Source organism: Halorhodospira halophila (assembly GCF_016653405.1).
In the GTDB taxonomy this organism is placed as follows: domain Bacteria; phylum Pseudomonadota; class Gammaproteobacteria; order Nitrococcales; family Halorhodospiraceae; genus Halorhodospira; species Halorhodospira halophila_A.
Window position 1 is genome coordinate 1 of the sequence record NZ_NHSN01000018.1, and the last position, 16,713, is coordinate 16,713.

The window sequence follows — 16,713 nt, forward strand, 5'->3', positions numbered from 1 at the left end:
GCAAACCCTTGCGAATGATGTTTGGCACTACAGCCTCTCACGGTGTGGCGCGCAATAAGTCTCTGACGCGCAAAGAGAGCCGCCGCTAGTACCCGGGCTCAACCGGCCGTTACCTGTTTAACTTGGGGGGGCAGGTCCGTGCCGACTACCTTGAGACCATGCCGATGGCGGCATGACCATGCTTACGGGGTGTCCAGGGATCCGGGTGCGGTACAAGGTGAAGCCGCCGAGCCAAGCGAACGTCAGCGCGTAGTGCCAAATTTTAAGTGCGCTCCCGGCGCATCAATGAGTTATACGCGCGGCTGTTTAAGTTGGGGGGTCAACGTCCGGCGCTACCTCGAGGACGTGCTCGGGCGCATCCAGGACCACCCCGCCAACCGCATCAGAGAGCTGCTGCCCTACCACTGGAGCGATCCTCAGGCCGCATAAGCGAGTCTGCTCAGACTGCAGCGGCCGCTCCGGGCTATCCAGACGGGGTCAACCGGACGGGTACGACCGACTACGTACATAATCAGGTACTGGCAACTCTTTCTAGACTGTTAGTAACACCGTGTCACACCCATTCATTTGTTGACGCACACGTTATAAAGTTTTTCGATCGCGTGATCCTTTTTGGCTATGATGGTATCAAGTGTGTCGTAGGGAGCGTCGGTCTTAAGAGCGAGATGTATCGCGTGCGCTGCTTCTATGTTTGTTTTTGCTTTTCTAGACAAAGTGAGCAAAAAGGGTGTCGCGTTTATTGAGTTGGCAAGCAAAATTAGCTTTAATGAGCTGGTGGGCGAAGAAAAAGAGGCGTGTCTTTCGGTCAAGAGCACAGCTGGAGTGCCGCGTAGCCAGGAGTTAATGGCGCAGTGATAAGTGTCTGTGATAACGAACTTTGCATCTTGGAGTTCGGCTAGAGTGTGTTCAAAATGCTCAACGTTCCATGGGTTGGTCCTCCAGCCGCTTTTTCGTGTTGGCAGTTGAAAGACATTGGAGAGGTAATTGATTATTCTTGAGGAGTTAGCATGCTTGCGTTTTAAAACAAAACCTTTTGAGGCGAAAGAGCGCGATAATGCGATAAGAATGTGGTCTTTTTTTGGTGGTTGTGAGCAAGCTAGATTGCTATCTAGAAAAAAAGCTGGATCTAACGAAGGGGTGAGATCTCCATTTTTTGCTCTATAGGGAACAAGCGAGGCGAAATAGTCATAAGTAAAAACATCCCTAGGCATGACTAGAAGGCTAGAGGCCAGGAGATTGCGCGCCGCGTTCTTGTATCTATCTGATTTTGGTGCTTTATAACCAGCGTTCGGGAATGTGGAGCCACCAAACAGCACCGTTTTTTGGAGAAGCTCAGGTGATGTGTTTTCAAAGAGAAGGCATTTAAAACAACGGTCCAATGCCTTTTGATAGGTTGTTTGTTCCCGTTTCTGTAATCGGTTGGCGACGTCTAAAAGGTAAGTCTCGCATTGCAAAAAGTCGCCCCAAAAAAAAACGATATCGTAATTTTTTAGTTGGGATTCGGGGGCGACAAGTTGTTCATAGTGGAAGCCACCAAAATGAGGGAAGCATAGTGAATAGTCGGTTTCAATGCAGAAGTAGGTGCACGTCCACTCCGGGGCTATTCTGTTGATGATGTCCCGTGCAGCTATATTCACGGAGAGCATGCCGTGATTACCGTGTACAGGATAGGCAGTGACAAATGCTACGTGTTTCATGCGCGGTATAACCTCCGTGCTGTGTGCCGAGTTTTCTCCGTAAAGGGGTGTGTGTTATGGATGATACCCGAATTTTTTTATATCGTCTTCGTATAGTGTCTCGACCAAGGCCTTTGTGCGTGAATTGTAGGCACGAAAAAGAAGTTTCCGGGAAGTGCGGCGCCCAATGTTTTTGTAGGGTAAATGGCGGTCGTTCAAGCCGATGGCTGAGGCGATGCGCGCGAAGTCCTCCGGTAACCGTTCTAGGTAGGCGATATCGTCGAGCAGGACAGTTATTCCGTCCTGGTCGGTGATGTCGGGCCAAATCGGCGCAGTATGAGTGGCGATGTGCCGGTTTCGTTTTTCAGCCCAGATCTCCGGCAGGCTGCGGAGGAAGTACTCGAAACTGAAATAGGTCAGTGTGCGCCGCCAGAGCCGTGTGTGGCGGCTGTAGAGGTAGCGCCAGCAGGATAGTGCGCGGTCGTACGGGTTGCGCACGACGGCGAACTTGAACGTGTTACGGAAGCTCTCCTCGTCGTCGAAAAGGAAGCGCTTGGCAAAGAGCATACGTCGGTAATCGTACTCGCCAAGGGGGATGCGGAAGTTATTGAGGTTGTCGTTCCACTCGGCCCGGGGGAGCGCGATGAAAGGGGTTGGGTTGCTGCGGTCCGTCCGTTGGTAAGCATCGCCAAGGGCGGTGCGGATGCTCTGCCCGGCGGACTTCTTAATGTGCAGCCAGAAGAAGGGACGTACGCTTGTGTTGCTCACGACAGCTCCAGGTTCTGAGGAGTGTGGTGGGATTCGTCAAGATGGCGGAGGATGGAGCACCCTCGCGTCGCAGTGTACACTGCGCAACCATGAGCGTGAAACGAAAGGCCTATAGGGGTTGGCAGGCCCGCCTGGATGGGGCGGGGCGACGCTGGTCCGGCTGGCGCAAGCGTCGACACCCGTTCTACCGCATTTATGCCACCGACTGGGACGCGACCTTTCTCCCCGAGCTCGACCGGCGGATCGCTATCGCCCCTGCGCATCGACTGGTCTGGGTGCGGGTCCCGAAAGCGGCCAACTCCACGGTCGCGTGGACCTTGTGGCGTCTTTTAAACCCAGGCGCTCCATCGCCCAGTGGCCGGGATGAGGTCAAGCGCTGGTTCACTCGCCCGAGCGATCTGGATGCGCAGACCGTGCAGGCGCTCGGCGACTTTTATAAGTTCATCGTGGTCCGCAATCCCTTTACACGGGTGTTGGCCGCCTACTTGGAGAAGGCGGGGCACCGCAAGTACGGTTACAAAATCCGGCGGCGGGCGATTACCCCCGGTGAGCCGCCGGTGGGCTTCCGAGGGTTCTGCGAGTACCTTGCCGCCGGCGGGGTTAACGACGATCCGCACTGGTGTGTGCAGGCCCGGCTGTGTCCTTTCCCGATTGAGACACTGGATGATGTGGCCTACGTCGAGTCCCTCCAGGCGGATCTGGCCCGAATCGTCGCAGCACTGGCCCCGGGGCGTACCGATCCCTACGAGCTGGTGCCGGCGCTCGGCCATGCCACGGGGGCATCGACCAAGGTAGCTGCCTATTATGGTGAGCCGGAGCGGCGCCTCATCGCCCAGGCCTACGCTGAAGATTTCGAGCGCTTCGGCTACGATCCGGAGCGGCTGCCGGGATGATCCGGGATGGGTGGTCATGGCGCCGGGCGTGGCGTCATGTCCGGCAGCTGGCGGTAGACGATGAGGGGCTCGGGGTGGTGCGCAGACCACTTCCGGAAGGGGGGGGAGAGTATCTCGTGGCGTGCGGGGCCCTCCGGGATCCGGCGCGGTTCGGCGCCGCCTTGTCGGCTTGGCGTGCGCAGTTGCTCGAGGGTGAAGGCGAGTGCCTCAGCCGAACCCGCGCTCACACTGTCTTCCGGCTGGTGACCGCAGAGCACGGATCGGTGGTGCTCAAGCGCGTAGAGCCTGCCAAGCCCTATCGCCGCTATGCGATCCCCACCCTGCTTGCCGGTTGGCGCCTGCATCGTTCAGTTCCGGGTAGTGTGCCGGAGCCCCTTGGTGCCTTCGAGTGCTACAACCGCTGGGGTCGTTTGCAGGAGGCGTGGCTGGTCGCCCGTTACGAACCGGGCCATTCCCTGCGCACCCTGCTGCGTCAGCCGGGGCGTGGATCCATGACCGCTTTGGCCCGATCCCTGGGGGGCTACCTCGCCCAGGTCCACAATGCCGGTGTCCTGTTCCGCGACGCCCACCCAGCGAATGTGTTGGTTCGGAGCGCACCGCCCGCTGGAGAGCCGGCCTTTTCGTTGATCGATCTGGATGCGCTGCGGTTGGCGCGACCCTCGATGCTGGAGCGCGTGAAGCTATTGATGAAGCTCGGTCTGCCGGAGCCGGAGCAGCACGCCTTGATCGAAGGGTATTGGCAGGCAGCTGACCGTCAGCCAGCGCCCCTGGCGATCTGGTTTCTCGAAAGGGTCTACTATCCGTTCAAGCGGGTGCGTCGGCGCGTTGTCAGCTGGGCGAGGGGCCGGTGATGCGCATCCTGTTCCTGAACTCGGCCCGCAACTGGGGGGGCAACGAGAAGTGGGTGGCGCTGGCCGCCGAGACGCTGGCGATGGAGCATCAAGTCCATGCGGTCTATCGCCGGCCTGCGGTGGGGGACCGCCTGGCGGCGTTGCCGGGGGTGGCGACGATCCGTTGGCCGTTCCTCGCTTTCCTGGATGCCTGGACCCTGGTGCGGCTCGTGCGCTATATCCGCCGCGAGCGTATCGATGTCCTCATCCCCACAAAACGCAAAGACTATGTTCTGGCCGGTCTGGCGGCCCGGTGCACCGGCGCCTGTAACGTGCTGCGCCTGGGCATCGTGCGTGAGCTCCATCCGTGGACACACCAGCGCTGGGTCTATGGCCGGTGGGTGGACGGGCTCATCGTGAACGCGCCAAGCATTCGCGAGACAGCGCTGGCCTCGGGCCTATTGGCGCCGGAGCAGGTGGCGGTTATCCCGAATGGCGTGGATGGGGATGCCGTGGCCGCAGCCGCAGCCGCTCGTTGCGAGCCGCCGTTCCCCTTTACCGTGGTGACGGTGGGCAAGCTCACCGAGCGCAAGGACATTGCCACGCTGCTGCGAGGCTTCGCAGCTTTCCTCCAGGCGGCCCCCGAGGCCGGTCTGGTCATCGTGGGTGAGGGGGTAGAGCGCGAGCGTCTGGAGGGCTTGGTGAAGGCGTTGGGGATCGCCGATCAGGTCCAGTTTCGCGGCTATCAGGCGAACCCATATCTCGAGATGGCGGCGGCCCATGCCTTCGTCAGCACCTCCCGCAACGAAGGGTTTCCCAACACCGTGATCGAAGCCCTCTACCTGGGTGTGCCGGTGATTGCCACCGCTGCCGGAGGCACCTGGGAGTGGTTGACCCCGGAGCGGGATGGTCTGCCCATCCCCTTCGACGACCCCGCGGCTGTGGCCTCGGCGCTGAGTGCGCTCCGTGCCGAGCCGATGCGTCGACAAGCATTGGCGGCCCAGGGGCAAGAGACCGCCCGGGCGCGTTTCGATGTCCGGCGGATGGGGGAGCGGGTTAGCGCGTTTCTGTCGCAGGTGTGTGGAGAAGGGCGCTAAGCTGTCGAACGTAATTATCCATATGGAAACGCTGAAACGCCCATTGACTGGCTGCGCTGCCGTGGGTTTGTCGCATCGTTTCGTGCTCGGCGTAGCGTTGGATTGCGGCGGCGATCGCTTCCGGGGCCACGCCTTTCGGCTCCCCCAGTGTGTCCGTGCTCGGGTCGTAGACCCACCGAGGTAGGCGTGCTGCTGCCACATCACAGTTGATTAGATCCTGGGTAGTCAGCGAAGGCCGGATGACGGTGCCTGTCTCTCCAGCATGCACCGTCTCCGGAAGTCCATCCACACCGCTGACTACGACCGGCACTCCCCAGGCTTGCGCCTCGATGCTGACCAGCCCAAACGACTCACGCAGCGAGGGGCAGAGGAGCAGGTCGAGGCCGCCATAGAAGCTCGCCATATCCGAGATATTGCCGTGGAAGCGCACGACTTGTCCCAACCCCAAACGTTCCGCGAGCTGCTCCAGGCGCGGACGCTCCGGCCCGTCGCCGGCAACCTCCATGCACAGCGCAACGCTTTTCCTCTGCAGGATGCGCGCGGCGTGCAGGGCGAGTTCGAAGCCCTTGAACGGTTCACAGCGACCCACCAGGCCTACGCGTAGTGGGTTGGCCTGGTCGCGCGGTGGTGCCGCACGGGGTGCCGAAGGCGCGGCCTCTGGCCGAAGCGGGTTGAGCAGAACCGTCGTTGGTCGATCGAGTCCCCAGCCTAGTTCTAGCACGCGCTTGGCAGCGGCTGAATTCGTGATCACCTGATCGGCCCAGGGTAACCCCTTGGCGAGGCGTCCGCCCGGCTCGCTGCGCCAGGCAGACCCGTGCTCCATGTAAATAATCCGAATGCCCTCGACACGCAGCGTCTTGAGGACCGGCTCAGAGGGCCACAACCCCCAGAGCAGGGCAGCAGCGGGTTGACCGTTGTGTTGCAGGCGACGCCGCAGGATTTGCTGATGGAGCCATCCCTTTTCCCGCAGTCGTACAGGGCCCCAACGTTTCAGGGGGCACAGTGCCAATCCCTGGGGTGGCCATTGGCTCTTCCATTGCGGGTGAAGGTGATCGGTCAGCGTGAGTCCCCCATGATCCCGGTCCGGGTGCAGGCGGCGGGCAACACTGAGCATCATCGATTCCACGCCGCCGACCTGGCCGAGGTTAACCAAATGAGCGATCGGTGCGGGGTTCAGCGCAGTGTGATCACGGTTCATTGGGATCCTTGATCTTCGATAGACCCTCGCAGCCAACGAGCCAGGTTCCGGCCATGGCGCAAGGGGTCGTAGAGCCGAGCGAAGTACGCGCCGCCCGTCTGTGCAATGCGCCGACGTCCTTCCGGGTCTTCAAGGTAGGCGCGCAGCGTATCGAGGAGGCTGTCGTAGTCGTCGAAGGCGACATAATCGCGCCCGTCCACTGGCATCTCGTGCAGCCAGATGTCACGCAGGCTGGGCGCGCTGACCATGAAGGCTTTGGCCTGCCATAGCTCCAGGTGACGGGCTGTAACCGGTCCATAGCCGTCGAGGGCGAGGTTGATGCGAGCGCGGCAGATGGCCTCGCGGTAGCCCGTGCCCTTGACCCGGGGGCCGCGCAATGTCTCGGGGACATCGGCCTCTGCCCGTGGGCGGGGCTGAAGGCCGCCCAGTGCATTCAGCTCGGAGGCTACAATCCGCGACCAGGCCTGCTCGCGGACGTCGTTGGCCTCATTGACTCGGCCGGCGAAAAAGACATCGTGCTGCTTGTCCGCCTCCGGCTCGCTGCAGCCCGGTCCTTCTTCCGGGCCCCCGAAGGGGCAGCCGGCCAGCGTCGGACGGATCTTGTCGCGGTTCTCAGTGCGCAGCGGGTAGCGTTCCAAGTCCCAATAAGGCTCTCGTTTCAACAGCAGATCGAAGGCGTCGACAATCTCTTCCGTCGGCATGTGCGCTGGATGGGCGCTGCCTAGGAAGAGGGCTTTCGGCCCCGGGAAGCGGTCCACCATGGCGTGGACGTAGGCCTGATCGTCCCACCAGTCCCCTAGCGCCTTGGCGTTGACCACCAAGGCATCGAAGCGGTGGAGCCAGCGCCGGGGCAGGCGGCGCAGCCACGGCGCCGCCAGGGTGGTGACGGCACACCCTGCGCGCAGGGACTGCTCGAAGAAGGTATCCTGCTGCTGCGGCATGCGCCACCACTTGCGCAGTCGTACCAGTGCGTGCTCGTTGCGCTCTGGGGAGCGGCGCAGATAGCAGACATTCAGGGTCATATACGGTCCGATGGCGTGCTCCGGAGACGGCCGTAGGCTACCACGTTGGCGTGTGCCGATGCCTGTAGTAGCTTGCCCGCCTGTCCACCGCTACCGGGAACGTGCCGATGAAGGTCCTCTACACCGCCGCCTACGCCGCCGGCAGCACCCGTGCGCGAATGCTCAACGTCGTCCGAACCGGGGAGAGCTTCGCGGCCGTGGCCGACGAAGCGGTGCTGCTCACTCGCCGCGGTCCGGTGCGGGATCGCGCGACCCTTAACGAGCAGTACGCGGTCGGTTCGGGCTTTCGCTGGATCCAGGTCCCCGGTTGGATGGAGCGCTCCGTCTTCCCGCCGCTCGTGCTCCCCTGGATCCTGCGCGAGCGGCCGGATGTCGTGGTCGCCCGCCACTGGACCCTGCCGCTGTGGACGGCGCGGCTGGGCATCCCCAGCATCCTGGAGGCACATGACCTGAAAGGGGCGCGTCCGCCGCTCATACGGCGGTACATCCGCGCCGCTGCGCGCGGTTCTGCCTTCTGCGGCATCGTCACGAATTCCGATGCGCACCTCCGGGCCTACCAAGAAGCCGGGTTCCCGGCGGCGCGTCTAATTGCGACGCCTTGTGCCGTACAAATCGAGGCCTTCACCCTTCCTGAGTCTCTGCCTGCGGATCCGTACCCGGCCAACGGCCGTCCCCGTGCCGTCTACGCCGGCCATCTCTACGACCACAAGGGCATCCCGCAGATCCTCGAGGCCGCGGCACAGGTCCCCGAGGTGGACTTCCACCTGGTCGGTGGGACAGCGGAGGACCTTGAGCAAGTGCGCGCGCGCATCGCCGAGCATGGCCTGGCAAATTGCCATCTCCACGGTATGCAACCGAGCCGGGATGTGCCGCGTTGGCTCTGGCACGCCGATGTGCTGCTGTTGCCCCCGCCGGAGGGCGAAAGCCCGTTAAAGCTGGCCGAGTACCTGGCGTCCGGGCGGCCGGTGGTGGCCGCGGATCAACCCGGGTTGCGCGCGCTCGTCAGCGAGCGTGAGGTCTTCTGGGCGCAGGCTGGGGACGGAGGCGCGCTGGCTGAAGCCGTGCGGCAGGCGTTGGCGCAACCCGATGCGGCTGCTGCGCGTGCTACCGCCGGCCAGGCGCTAGCGCAGACGTGGTCGTACCCGCAGCGGGCTCGGCAGATGCTGGCGCTCTGGCGGCCGGAGTTGGTCCCGACGGAGGCGTGAGGCGCGGCCCGCGAGCGGTGGCGGTGATCGCGGCCAGCGCCGCCTTGCTTGTGGCGGTAGCTCATGACGGCCTTGGTCAGCTCTGAGAGACTGCCCTTGAGAGTACCATCTGCCGGTCCAGCGCCGCTGCGATCTCCCGCGTCAGCCGCCGTTGCCAGCGGCCCCCGCGCAGGCCCGCTGCAGCGGCCCAGTGATCCACGAACGCCGAAGCCAGCTCGGGTGAAAGCCCTGGGGCGCCTCGTTTCGCGACTTGGCGCGCGGTACTCAGCGCAAACTTCTTGAGGCGATGGGACTGCACCGGCCGCGGTACCCAGGGTACCGGATAGATGCTCTCCAGATCGATGAACCACGGATCCGCGGGGTTGCCGTCACGGAGGATGAAGTTGCGCGCTGCTGGATCGGCGTGGAAGCCCTGGGCTCGGGTCAACTGACCCCACGCCGATGCGACCGCTTGCACGGCGGTGATCCGCTCTGCTGCGTCTGTGTGGTCGATCAGGTACCGCTCCAGGGTCGGTCCAGGGATCGCCTCCAGCCCCAGGGAGCCGGTGGGCAGCCAGCGGCTACCGCCCAGGGCGGCGAACAGGGGCCGGGCGAGTGGCAGCCCCGCGGCGCGGAACTGCTCGGCATCGTGGTAGATGCGTACCACGCTGCGCAGCCGGTGGCGCAGCGTGTCGCGCAGGCTGGCGTGGTAGAACTCCTTGACATAAAACGCCTCGCCGGCATCGTTGGCGAGCTGCCAGATCCGGGTCTTGCCGCTTCGCCAGGGGCGGGCACCCTCGGCTATGGCCGTGCAGAAATGCTGCAGCTGCCGGCGGTCACCGGCAACGAGGCGGAAGCAGAGGGGGTCTGGCTGTCTCCGGGCGGTGGTGTTATCGCGGTCCATGGGGCCTGCGGGATCCGTTCGTGTGACCCTAGATTGTAACGGCAAAGCAGCAGGCGCTGTCGTCGGTCGGCCGCCCCACGCGGGCTGTCCGCACATTGGCGTAGGCTAAGGTTGCGCCAGACCCCCTCGGGCGCCTCAAGTACCGAACACTTCGGCCTATCCGCAGCACCCCCCGCTGCAGCGCAAAGCCCAGCCCGTCAGGGATCTGCGAAGGCCTGTGGCCCCGCTGGAGGCAACGCACCGCAACGCGAGACAAGGCGGCGGCGGCGCTGATCCGCGCCCGGGTGCTGAGTCGTGTCAGCACCGCTGACCCCGTCACCGTGACAGCGCAACCGCCCCGGGGGCCAGTGACCCGAGTGGGGCCGCTGCGTGGTGGCAGCGCCGCGTGCGCTCGGCCTGCTGAGGGCGGTCAGCGGTGGCGTCTGGCCGGGGGGTTGCGGTTGGCCGAGCCATCGTAGCGCCGGGTGCCCAGGTTGCTCGGGGGCGGATTCTGGCTTTCTTGCGCGGTAGGTGTATACCTGTACACTAGTGGTCAGCGTTCACGGACGATAGTGGGAAGGGTGCGCCATGGCGAGCTTCTGCATTCGGCCCAATGGCACGATTCAGTACGACCTGTGCATCTACGGCCGCCGGTTCCGGGAAAGCTCGGGGCTGCGTGATACCCCCGAGAATCGGCGACGCGTGCGCCGGAATCTGCGCAAGATCAACGCCGAGTTGGAGATGGGCACCTTCGACTACGCGGCCTGGTTCCCGCAAAGCCGCAAGCTCGAGCGCGCGCAGCGCTGGATCCGGGAGCGGGGCTCGCGTGCTCCGGGGCGGCGCTTCGCGGACTATGCGCGGCAGTGGCTGGCGCTGCACGAGGGCGAGTGGAAGGAGAGCTACCGGCGACGCGTCGAGGGCGTGATCCATCAGTACCTCATCCCGCACTTCGGCGACTGGCCGCTCGATCAGATCACCGAGCGCTCCGTGCGCGCCTTCCGACAGGGGCTCATTGAGCAAACGGACGCCTGCGGCAAGCGGCGGCTGAGCAACGCACGGATCAATTTCATCCTCTCGCCGCTATCCGGCATCCTGCGCTTTGCCGAGCGGGAGCTGGGGATGCCCTCACCGATGGCCGGGCTGCCGCCCCTGCGCGATGACCGCAACGACCCGATGCCGCTGACCGCCGAGCAGGTCAACGCCTTTTTGGAGGTGGTCGACCCGCGCCTGCGGCTGTACTTCAAGCTGCGCTTCTACACGGGGCTGCGCTCCTGCGAGGTCAACGGCCTCAAGGTCAAGTACCTCGACCTGGAGCGTCGCCAGCTCCGGGTCCGCGAGGCGCGCGTCGATGGTCGGCAGACGACGCTCAAGCACCCGAAGACCCGGCGCGAGATCCCGCTCTCGCCGAAGCTGGCCGCGGAACTGGGTCAGCATGTGGCCACCAAGGCGGCCGAGGACTACGTTTTCGTGCGCGAGGACGGGCGGGCGATCGAGTCGAGCTGGGTGGCGGAGCAGCACTGGAACCCGACGTTGCGCCGGCTCGGCCTCGCTGCTCGTCGGTAAGCGTTCATTCCAAGGCGTTGTTCCGGGCCTGTGGTGAGCTGGGTAATCTGCGTTCATCCGATCGCAGACAGGAGCACCGAGATGCCCCACGCCCGCAGAAGCCGCTCCCGCCGGACAGCCGCCGAATGGCAGGCTTTGATCCAGCGTTACGCCCAAGGGGACCTGACGTTGCGCGCCTTCTGCGCGCAAGAGGGTGTGGCCGAAAGCACGTTCACCGCCTGGCGTCGACGCCTTCAGGCCGCTGCGGTGGCACCGAAACCGGCCGAGGTGGCGGAGCCGGCGCCTTCGGCGCTCGAGCCCGCAGGCGGTCTGTTCGCCGAGCTTTCGTTACCGGGTAGCCCGTCAACGGACGCCCCCGGCCAGGGTGAGCAGGACACCCCGCCCTGGGAGGTGGAGCTGGACCTCGGCGCCGGCGTCTGCCTGCGGATCCGGCGAGCTCCGGGGTGCTGACGCCGCCGCGGCGCCTGTGGCTGTGCACTCGGGCGACGGACATGCGCTGCTCGTTCGATGGTCTTGCCGCACTGGTGCGTCGCCACCTCGGCCGGGATCCGCTCAGTGGCCAGGGGTTCATCTTCATCAATCGCCGGCGCACCCTGATGAAGCTGCTCTACTTCGACGGCGACGGCTACTGCGTGTGGAGCAAACGCCTGGAGCAGGGTCAGTTCGGCGTGGGGGGTGCTCAGGCACAGGTCCTGGAGGCGCTGAGCTGGACGCAGTTCGCCGCATTGCTCGAGGGACTGGATCTGACCATCCGTAGCCGACGAAAAAGGTGGCATAAAGACCCCCGCTCGGGGGTGGAAGCCGGTATAATGGACCGGTGATTTGCGAAGGGAATCAGCCCCTTGTCGAATGCCATCTGTGCCACTGAGCACGCCCGGATTGTTGCCGAGAATCAGGCCCTGCACGGCGAGCTCAAGGAGCTGCGCCGCCAGCTCGCCTGGTTCAAACGCCAGCTCTTCGGCGAGAAGTCTGAACGCCACCAGATCCTCGATCCGGCCGTGCAAGCGAACCTGTTCGACCCGGCGGCCACGCCGGTGCCCGAGCAGCAAGAGCGTGAGAAGATCACCTACACCCGCAGGAAGGGCAAGAACCGCGACAACGCCGCCAACGACACGGGGCTGCGCTTTGACGACAGCGTCCCGAGGCGGGTCATTGAGGTGCCCCCGCCCGCAGGCCGGGAGAGCGATGAGGTCGTGGCCACGCGCACGACGTTCCGCCTCGCGCAGCGCCGGGCAGGCTACGAGATCCTCGAGTACCGCCACCCGGTTCTCAAGGAGCGCAGCAGCGGCGCGCTCACGAGTGTCCCGGCGCCGCGCAACGTCTTCGAGGGCAGTGTCTTTGATGTCAGCTTCGCCGCCGGGGTGCTGGTCGACAAGTTTTGCTACCACCTGCCGCTGTACCGACAGGCTCAGCGCCTGAGTCAGGCCGGCATCCAGGTGGCGCGCAGCTCGCTGACCGCCGTCGTAGCGCGCGCCAGTCCACTGCTCGCCCCGATCGCACAGGCACAGCTGGCGCACGTGCTCAGCGGCGGGGTGCTGGCCATGGACGAGACGCCGATCAAGGCCGGGCGCAAGGGCCCGGGCAAGATGCACCAGGGCTACTTCTGGCCGCTGTACGGTGAGAGCGACGAGATCTGCTTTACCTTCAGCCCCAGCCGTGGCGGCGCGCACATCGAACGCACCCTGGCCGGTCGCTTCCACGGGGTGCTGCTCACCGACGGCTACGCGGCCTACGAGCGATACGCCGCCGGACAGCCGCAGATCATCCACGCCCAGTGCTGGTCACACATGCGCCGCCAGTTCGAGCGGGCCCTGGACAGCGACCCGGCAGCGCGCGAAGCTCTGGAGCAGATCGCAGCGCTCTACGACCGGGAGCAATCGATCCGTGCGCGTGGACTCCACGGCGAGGACAAACGCCAGGCGCGCCAGGAGCAGTGCGCTGCGCTGGTGCGCGACTTCTGGCAATGGTGTGATGCGCAGCTCCAGCGCATGGATCTTGAGCCGCGCCACCCGCTGCTCAAGGCGCTGGGGTATGTGCGCGAGCGCCAGTCGGCCCTGGCCGTCTTCCTGGAACACCCGGATGTCCCCATCGACACGAACCACCTGGAGCGGGGGCTGCGCCCCATCCCCATGGGTCGGCGCAACTGGTTATTCTGCTGGAGCGAGGTCGGTGCCGAGCACGTGGCCACCATCCAGACGCTGCTGGTGACCTGTCGGCTGCAGGGCGTGGATCCGACCACGTACCTGATCGATGTGCTCCAGCGCGTCGGCATGCACCCGGCGGCCCGGGTCGAGGAGCTCACGCCGCGGTGTTGGAAAACCCGGTTCGCTGATGCGCCGCTGCGCTCGGATGTAGAGCCTTAGACACCACTGCCTCCCCAGTCCATAGTTAGCCAGCGAGAGCCGGTTGAATGCGCATTGACGATCTCAGCCTCGACGAACTCCTGGAACTCAACGAGATCATCTGCCGCCGCATCGACGAACTGCGGGCGCGTCAGGATCTCGATGTCCTCAAGCACCTGCGCCTGGGACAGGAGGTGTCGTTCGAAAGCCGCGAGGGCGAGGTGTTCGGCCGGGTGGTTAAGATTAACCGCAAGACGGTGGTGGTCCACACCGAGGATCACCGTCAGTGGAAAGTCTCCCCCGGGCTCATCAAGATGCTCCGGGATGTCCAGTGATCCCCGTCAACGACGTCACGGAATGACCGCTTACCTTCGACCTGCTGCTCATCGACGAACTCGGCTACCTGCCGATGAGCCGCCAGGCGCGCTACAACCTCTTCCAGCTGGTGCACGCCTTCTACGAGTACCGCTCGCTGATCCTGACCACCAACAAGGACTTCACCGACTGGGGCGAGTTCTTCCACAACGACAACGTCGCCGTCCCGATCATCGATCGGGTCATCCATCACTCATCGATCTACATGCTCGGAGGTGAGAGCTACCGACTCAAGGAGAAGACCGCCGGCTGAGACCGGCAAGGTGGGTCAATTTTAATGTCCGCAAGTGGGTCCAAGACGGTGGCCATTGACAACCAGGATCTCCGAGGAGGGCAGACTCGCGCCCTCACGCAGCTCCTGCATGCGCCGGATAAACGAGTCGCGCGCCTCTGGGGGGATAATAAGGTCTGCTAGGTTGCCCCCCATAGCCTCCTCGGCTGTATAGCCATAGAGCCGTTCACTGGCACGGTTCCAGTGAACCACTGTGCCGTCGAGCTGATACCCCTGGATCGCGATATCCGGTACGGTATCCAGGACATGCGCCAGCGCGATCTCATTACGGCGGAGGGACTCCTCGGTCTCTCTCCGGGCGGTCACATCGTGGTTAATCGCGCAGTACCCCCGGTACGAACCGGAATCGTCCCAGACCTCTCGGCGTGCCTGCTCAATACAGCGAACTTCCCCCGATCGGGTGAGGATGCGGAAATGTAAAGTTGTTGCAGCAGTATCGTTGTTGGTCTGGCAATGCTCACCGTGGTGGGCGCGGTCGTCGGGGTGGATTAGGCGCTCCAAAAGGTTAGGATCATCCAACAGTTCTTGCGCCGAGTAACCGGTAACCGACTGACAGGCCGACGAGACGTAGAGGAGTCGTCCGTCCTGCCCCACCCAGTAGACCCATTCGGGTAAGGAATCCGCCAGAAGCCGGTCACGTTCCTCACGCAACCGCTCGGGGGCATCCCGGTACCTGGCTGGCGATCTTCGACGCTGCTTCATGGGCTAGCCGCTCGGCAGGGGCTATATGAGGAGAGCAAATGAGCCGCGGTGGTTCTTTGAACTTGGACCAGGGTTGGAGAAGAAGTCAAGGAGCCCGCTGGGGGTAAGCTGCGCCGGTCCGGGATGTTCTTGCGGCACTGTGCATCGGGCTGCGACAGGCGGTCGCCGCGGCACGTCCGGCACCCCTCAAGGCTCGATCGTCCCTGATCGAGCGCCCCGCGGCCATCACGGCCCGCGGTCCTTCAGGAGGTAACCGGCCGCTAGGCCGATATCAACTCGTACCCGGCGGCGGCCAGCTCCTTGCTTAGGGTCTCGATGTGGGCCGGGCCCACCTCGCAGCAGCCACCGACGATGCTCGCACCCTGTCGCACCCAGCCCAGCGCATGCTCGGCATAGGCGGCGGGGTCGAGGTCCTTGCGGGCCTCCAGCACATCGACCGTACCCCCCGGCTGCAGTGCCTCGACGGAGGTGAAGGCGTTGGCGTAGGCGCCGAACGGCACACCAAGGTCCGCGATCTCGCTCATGGCCGTCGCGACTGCCTCGGGCACCGCGCAGTTGATCAGAACGCCCTGCGCGCCCACGGCCACCACTTCACGAGCCGCTTCGGCAAGAGACTCGCCGGAGCGCAGGCGTGTGCCATCCCCGTCGTCCACCGTGAACGCGGTCCAGACCGGCAGATTGCTCTCCACCCCGGCGATCGTCGCGGCACGGGCCTCACGGGCGAGGGACATGGTCTCGCAGAGGAAAAGATCGACCCCCTCGGCCTGGGCCTCGACCATCTGGCGGTAGTCGGCGTGACAGGTGGCGTCGTCCGGCGCTACGTCGGGGCGATAGCTCGCCACCAGCGGTGGCAGGCAACCGGCGATGCGCACATCCTGACCCGTTTCCTCACGGGCCGTGCGGGCGGCGTTTAGTGCCGCCTCGTGCAGGGGATGGAATAGATCGGGGTCCCCGTCACGGGCCAGACGGCGCGGGGTGGCACTGTAGGTGTTGGCGGTGATCACCCGGGCGCCGGCCTTGATGAAGTCACGATGGGCGGCGACCACCAGCTCCGGCTCTTCCAGCATCACCTGGGCGGACCACAGCGGTGATGCCGGGCGGCTGCTGCGCCGCCGCAGCTCCTGCCCCATGCCACCATCCAGTACCACGACCCGATTGCCTTGAGCATTCACCATTAAAGTATCCCCTTGTTTCCGCGAAAGCTGTCGACCCCGGCGGGGCCCGCTCGCCCCGAGGGTGACCGCCTCACCTTACGCACAAGGGGCAGGTCCCGAAAATAGCGGCGCACCCCGGCGCCGACGAAGTTGGAACCGCCACGGACGCCATCGAACAGGCCGAAGACACCGGAGCGGTGGTGGATGCGCACGAATCCGCTCCATGCCTGCCCTGGGGGCTTGCCCTCCAACTCCAGCAACAAATAGTTGAGCAGCTGCGCCGAGTCCTTCTCGTCACCCTTGTCCCCGCGGGGCTCGATAGCGGGCTCCTCGGTCGCCCACGACAGCCCCTCCCCAAAGGCCGCCCGGGTATCCAGCCAACGATCCCAGGGGAAACGGGTCCAGCGCGCGACCAGGACGCCGTTGATCTCCCCATGGCGCTGCAGGCCGGTGTGCCGGACCAGCTGCCCCTCGACCTCCAGGTCCAGGCCGCCGCGGCGGGCGATCCGAGTGCCGTAGGCCACGCTTACCATATAGCTCTCCTGGCGGCTGGCGGAGGCCCGGCTGATGATGTGAACCAGCCGGTTCTGGGCGCTCTGGCCGACGTAGAGCGCCACATAGGAGCGGTTGTCACCGGCTCCCGCCGGCTCTGTCCGCTCCATGGCCCCAGACGACGGGCCCGCAAGGACCAGGATCAGCGTGACAAGAGCGAGCCGGCCTCCCCTCATAACGAT

19 protein-coding genes are annotated in these 16,713 nt (G+C 64.5%); 11 read left to right on the top strand and 8 right to left on the bottom strand.

Annotated elements, in window-relative coordinates; genetic code table 11:
- The first annotated feature begins 285 nt into the window (after nucleotides 1–285).
- Nucleotides 286–429 carry a transposase domain-containing protein gene (locus tag CCR79_RS07150; RefSeq protein ID WP_201170320.1) on the top strand — a complete coding sequence of 48 codons (144 nt, stop codon included), beginning with the start codon at nucleotides 286–288 and terminating at the stop codon, nucleotides 427–429.
- A gap of 134 nt (nucleotides 430–563) precedes the next feature.
- Here CCR79_RS07150 and CCR79_RS07155 read toward each other — a convergent pair whose 3' ends face one another.
- Both CCR79_RS07155 and CCR79_RS07160 read right to left on the bottom strand, forming a co-directional pair.
- Nucleotides 564–1,697 (bottom strand): polysaccharide pyruvyl transferase family protein, encoded by a 1,134-nt coding sequence (locus CCR79_RS07155; RefSeq protein ID WP_201170322.1) that lies wholly within the window; start codon nucleotides 1,695–1,697, stop codon nucleotides 564–566.
- Between the two features lie 54 nt (nucleotides 1,698–1,751).
- Complete coding sequence (locus CCR79_RS07160; RefSeq protein ID WP_201170324.1) at nucleotides 1,752–2,444, bottom strand: sulfotransferase family 2 domain-containing protein; 693 nt, start codon at nucleotides 2,442–2,444, stop codon at nucleotides 1,752–1,754.
- Between the two features lie 89 nt (nucleotides 2,445–2,533).
- Here CCR79_RS07160 and CCR79_RS07165 point away from each other — a divergent pair, with 89 nt between their 5' ends.
- From CCR79_RS07165 to CCR79_RS07175, 3 genes are all read left to right on the top strand, one after another.
- Entirely contained in the window at nucleotides 2,534–3,337 is an 804-nt protein-coding gene (locus tag CCR79_RS07165; protein ID WP_201170326.1) for a sulfotransferase family protein, read from the top strand.
- Between the two features lie 242 nt (nucleotides 3,338–3,579).
- The gene (locus tag CCR79_RS07170; RefSeq protein ID WP_201170327.1) at nucleotides 3,580–4,188 is read left to right on the top strand and encodes a lipopolysaccharide kinase InaA family protein; all 609 of its coding nucleotides are present in this window, start codon (nucleotides 3,580–3,582) and stop codon (nucleotides 4,186–4,188) included.
- Nucleotides 4,188–5,264, top strand: coding sequence for a glycosyltransferase (locus tag CCR79_RS07175; RefSeq protein ID WP_201170328.1), 1,077 nt, complete (start codon nucleotides 4,188–4,190; stop codon nucleotides 5,262–5,264). Before CCR79_RS07170 ends, CCR79_RS07175 begins: the two co-directional genes overlap by 1 nt.
- Here the strand turns inward: CCR79_RS07175 and CCR79_RS07180 are convergent.
- Entirely contained in the window at nucleotides 5,224–6,462 is a 1,239-nt protein-coding gene (locus tag CCR79_RS07180; RefSeq protein WP_201170330.1) for a glycosyltransferase family 4 protein, read from the bottom strand. The genes CCR79_RS07175 and CCR79_RS07180 overlap by 41 nt on opposite strands.
- Nucleotides 6,459–7,484, bottom strand: a complete 1,026-nt coding sequence (locus CCR79_RS07185; protein ID WP_201170332.1) for a glycosyltransferase — start codon at nucleotides 7,482–7,484, stop codon at nucleotides 6,459–6,461. The genes CCR79_RS07180 and CCR79_RS07185 overlap by 4 nt, the downstream gene beginning before the upstream one ends.
- Nucleotides 7,485–7,591: 107 nt before the next feature.
- Between CCR79_RS07185 and CCR79_RS07190 the strand changes: the two genes are divergently transcribed.
- Complete coding sequence (locus tag CCR79_RS07190) at nucleotides 7,592–8,689, top strand: glycosyltransferase family 4 protein (RefSeq protein ID WP_242510856.1); 1,098 nt, start codon at nucleotides 7,592–7,594, stop codon at nucleotides 8,687–8,689.
- Nucleotides 8,690–8,765: 76 nt separating this feature from the next.
- On the opposite strand, the gene CCR79_RS07195 is transcribed toward CCR79_RS07190, so the two are convergent.
- Nucleotides 8,766–9,572, bottom strand: coding sequence for a lipopolysaccharide kinase InaA family protein (locus CCR79_RS07195; protein ID WP_201170337.1), 807 nt, complete (start codon nucleotides 9,570–9,572; stop codon nucleotides 8,766–8,768).
- 567 nt (nucleotides 9,573–10,139) lie between these two features.
- Between CCR79_RS07195 and CCR79_RS07200 the strand changes: the two genes are divergently transcribed.
- The 6 genes from CCR79_RS07200 (at nucleotide 10,140) to CCR79_RS07225 (ending at nucleotide 14,084) form a co-directional block, all read left to right on the top strand.
- Nucleotides 10,140–11,114 (top strand): Arm DNA-binding domain-containing protein, encoded by a 975-nt coding sequence (locus tag CCR79_RS07200; RefSeq protein WP_201170339.1) that lies wholly within the window; start codon nucleotides 10,140–10,142, stop codon nucleotides 11,112–11,114.
- Between the two features lie 81 nt (nucleotides 11,115–11,195).
- A complete protein-coding gene (tnpA, locus tag CCR79_RS07205) occupies nucleotides 11,196–11,564 on the top strand; it encodes an IS66 family insertion sequence element accessory protein TnpA (RefSeq protein WP_201170340.1) in 369 nt (122 codons plus the stop codon).
- The gene (tnpB, locus tag CCR79_RS07210; RefSeq protein WP_201170341.1) at nucleotides 11,558–11,935 is read left to right on the top strand and encodes an IS66 family insertion sequence element accessory protein TnpB; all 378 of its coding nucleotides are present in this window, start codon (nucleotides 11,558–11,560) and stop codon (nucleotides 11,933–11,935) included. Before tnpA ends, tnpB begins: the two co-directional genes overlap by 7 nt.
- 21 nt (nucleotides 11,936–11,956) lie before the next feature.
- Nucleotides 11,957–13,477, top strand: a complete 1,521-nt coding sequence (tnpC, locus tag CCR79_RS07215) for an IS66 family transposase (protein WP_201170342.1) — start codon at nucleotides 11,957–11,959, stop codon at nucleotides 13,475–13,477.
- A gap of 47 nt (nucleotides 13,478–13,524) precedes the next feature.
- Complete coding sequence (locus tag CCR79_RS07220; protein WP_201170343.1) at nucleotides 13,525–13,791, top strand: hypothetical protein; 267 nt, start codon at nucleotides 13,525–13,527, stop codon at nucleotides 13,789–13,791.
- A 44-nt stretch (nucleotides 13,792–13,835) separates the two neighbouring features.
- The gene (locus tag CCR79_RS07225) at nucleotides 13,836–14,084 is read left to right on the top strand and encodes an ATP-binding protein (protein ID WP_274601267.1); all 249 of its coding nucleotides are present in this window, start codon (nucleotides 13,836–13,838) and stop codon (nucleotides 14,082–14,084) included.
- A gap of 21 nt (nucleotides 14,085–14,105) precedes the next feature.
- Here the strand turns inward: CCR79_RS07225 and CCR79_RS13565 are convergent, their stop codons facing one another.
- The 3 genes from CCR79_RS13565 to CCR79_RS07240 form a co-directional block, all read right to left on the bottom strand.
- Nucleotides 14,106–14,774, bottom strand: coding sequence for a PAS domain-containing protein (locus tag CCR79_RS13565; RefSeq protein WP_207190324.1), 669 nt, complete (start codon nucleotides 14,772–14,774; stop codon nucleotides 14,106–14,108).
- A gap of 311 nt (nucleotides 14,775–15,085) precedes the next feature.
- Nucleotides 15,086–16,000 carry a homocysteine S-methyltransferase family protein gene (locus CCR79_RS07235; RefSeq protein WP_201170344.1) on the bottom strand — a complete coding sequence of 305 codons (915 nt, stop codon included), beginning with the start codon at nucleotides 15,998–16,000 and terminating at the stop codon, nucleotides 15,086–15,088.
- On the bottom strand, nucleotides 16,000–16,641 hold the full coding sequence (locus CCR79_RS07240; RefSeq protein ID WP_201170345.1) for a hypothetical protein: 642 nt from the start codon (nucleotides 16,639–16,641) through the stop codon (nucleotides 16,000–16,002). The genes CCR79_RS07235 and CCR79_RS07240 overlap by 1 nt, the downstream gene beginning before the upstream one ends.
- Nucleotides 16,642–16,713 lie beyond the last annotated feature (72 nt).

Coding starts and splice junctions, on each gene's coding strand:
- CCR79_RS07150 (WP_201170320.1), top strand. CDS start 286: ATGAGTTATACGCGCGGCTGTTTAAGTTGGGGGGTCAACGTCCGGCGC.
- CCR79_RS07155 (WP_201170322.1), bottom strand. CDS start 1,697: ATGAAACACGTAGCATTTGTCACTGCCTATCCTGTACACGGTAATCAC.
- CCR79_RS07165 (WP_201170326.1), top strand. CDS start 2,534: ATGAGCGTGAAACGAAAGGCCTATAGGGGTTGGCAGGCCCGCCTGGAT.
- CCR79_RS07175 (WP_201170328.1), top strand. CDS start 4,188: ATGCGCATCCTGTTCCTGAACTCGGCCCGCAACTGGGGGGGCAACGAG.
- CCR79_RS07180 (WP_201170330.1), bottom strand. CDS start 6,462: ATGAACCGTGATCACACTGCGCTGAACCCCGCACCGATCGCTCATTTG.
- CCR79_RS07185 (WP_201170332.1), bottom strand. CDS start 7,484: ATGACCCTGAATGTCTGCTATCTGCGCCGCTCCCCAGAGCGCAACGAG.
- CCR79_RS07190 (WP_242510856.1), top strand. CDS start 7,592: ATGAAGGTCCTCTACACCGCCGCCTACGCCGCCGGCAGCACCCGTGCG.
- CCR79_RS07195 (WP_201170337.1), bottom strand. CDS start 9,572: ATGGACCGCGATAACACCACCGCCCGGAGACAGCCAGACCCCCTCTGC.
- CCR79_RS07200 (WP_201170339.1), top strand. CDS start 10,140: ATGGCGAGCTTCTGCATTCGGCCCAATGGCACGATTCAGTACGACCTG.
- tnpA (WP_201170340.1), top strand. CDS start 11,196: ATGCCCCACGCCCGCAGAAGCCGCTCCCGCCGGACAGCCGCCGAATGG.
- CCR79_RS07220 (WP_201170343.1), top strand. CDS start 13,525: ATGCGCATTGACGATCTCAGCCTCGACGAACTCCTGGAACTCAACGAG.
- CCR79_RS07235 (WP_201170344.1), bottom strand. CDS start 16,000: ATGGTGAATGCTCAAGGCAATCGGGTCGTGGTACTGGATGGTGGCATG.
- CCR79_RS07240 (WP_201170345.1), bottom strand. CDS start 16,641: ATGGAGCGGACAGAGCCGGCGGGAGCCGGTGACAACCGCTCCTATGTG.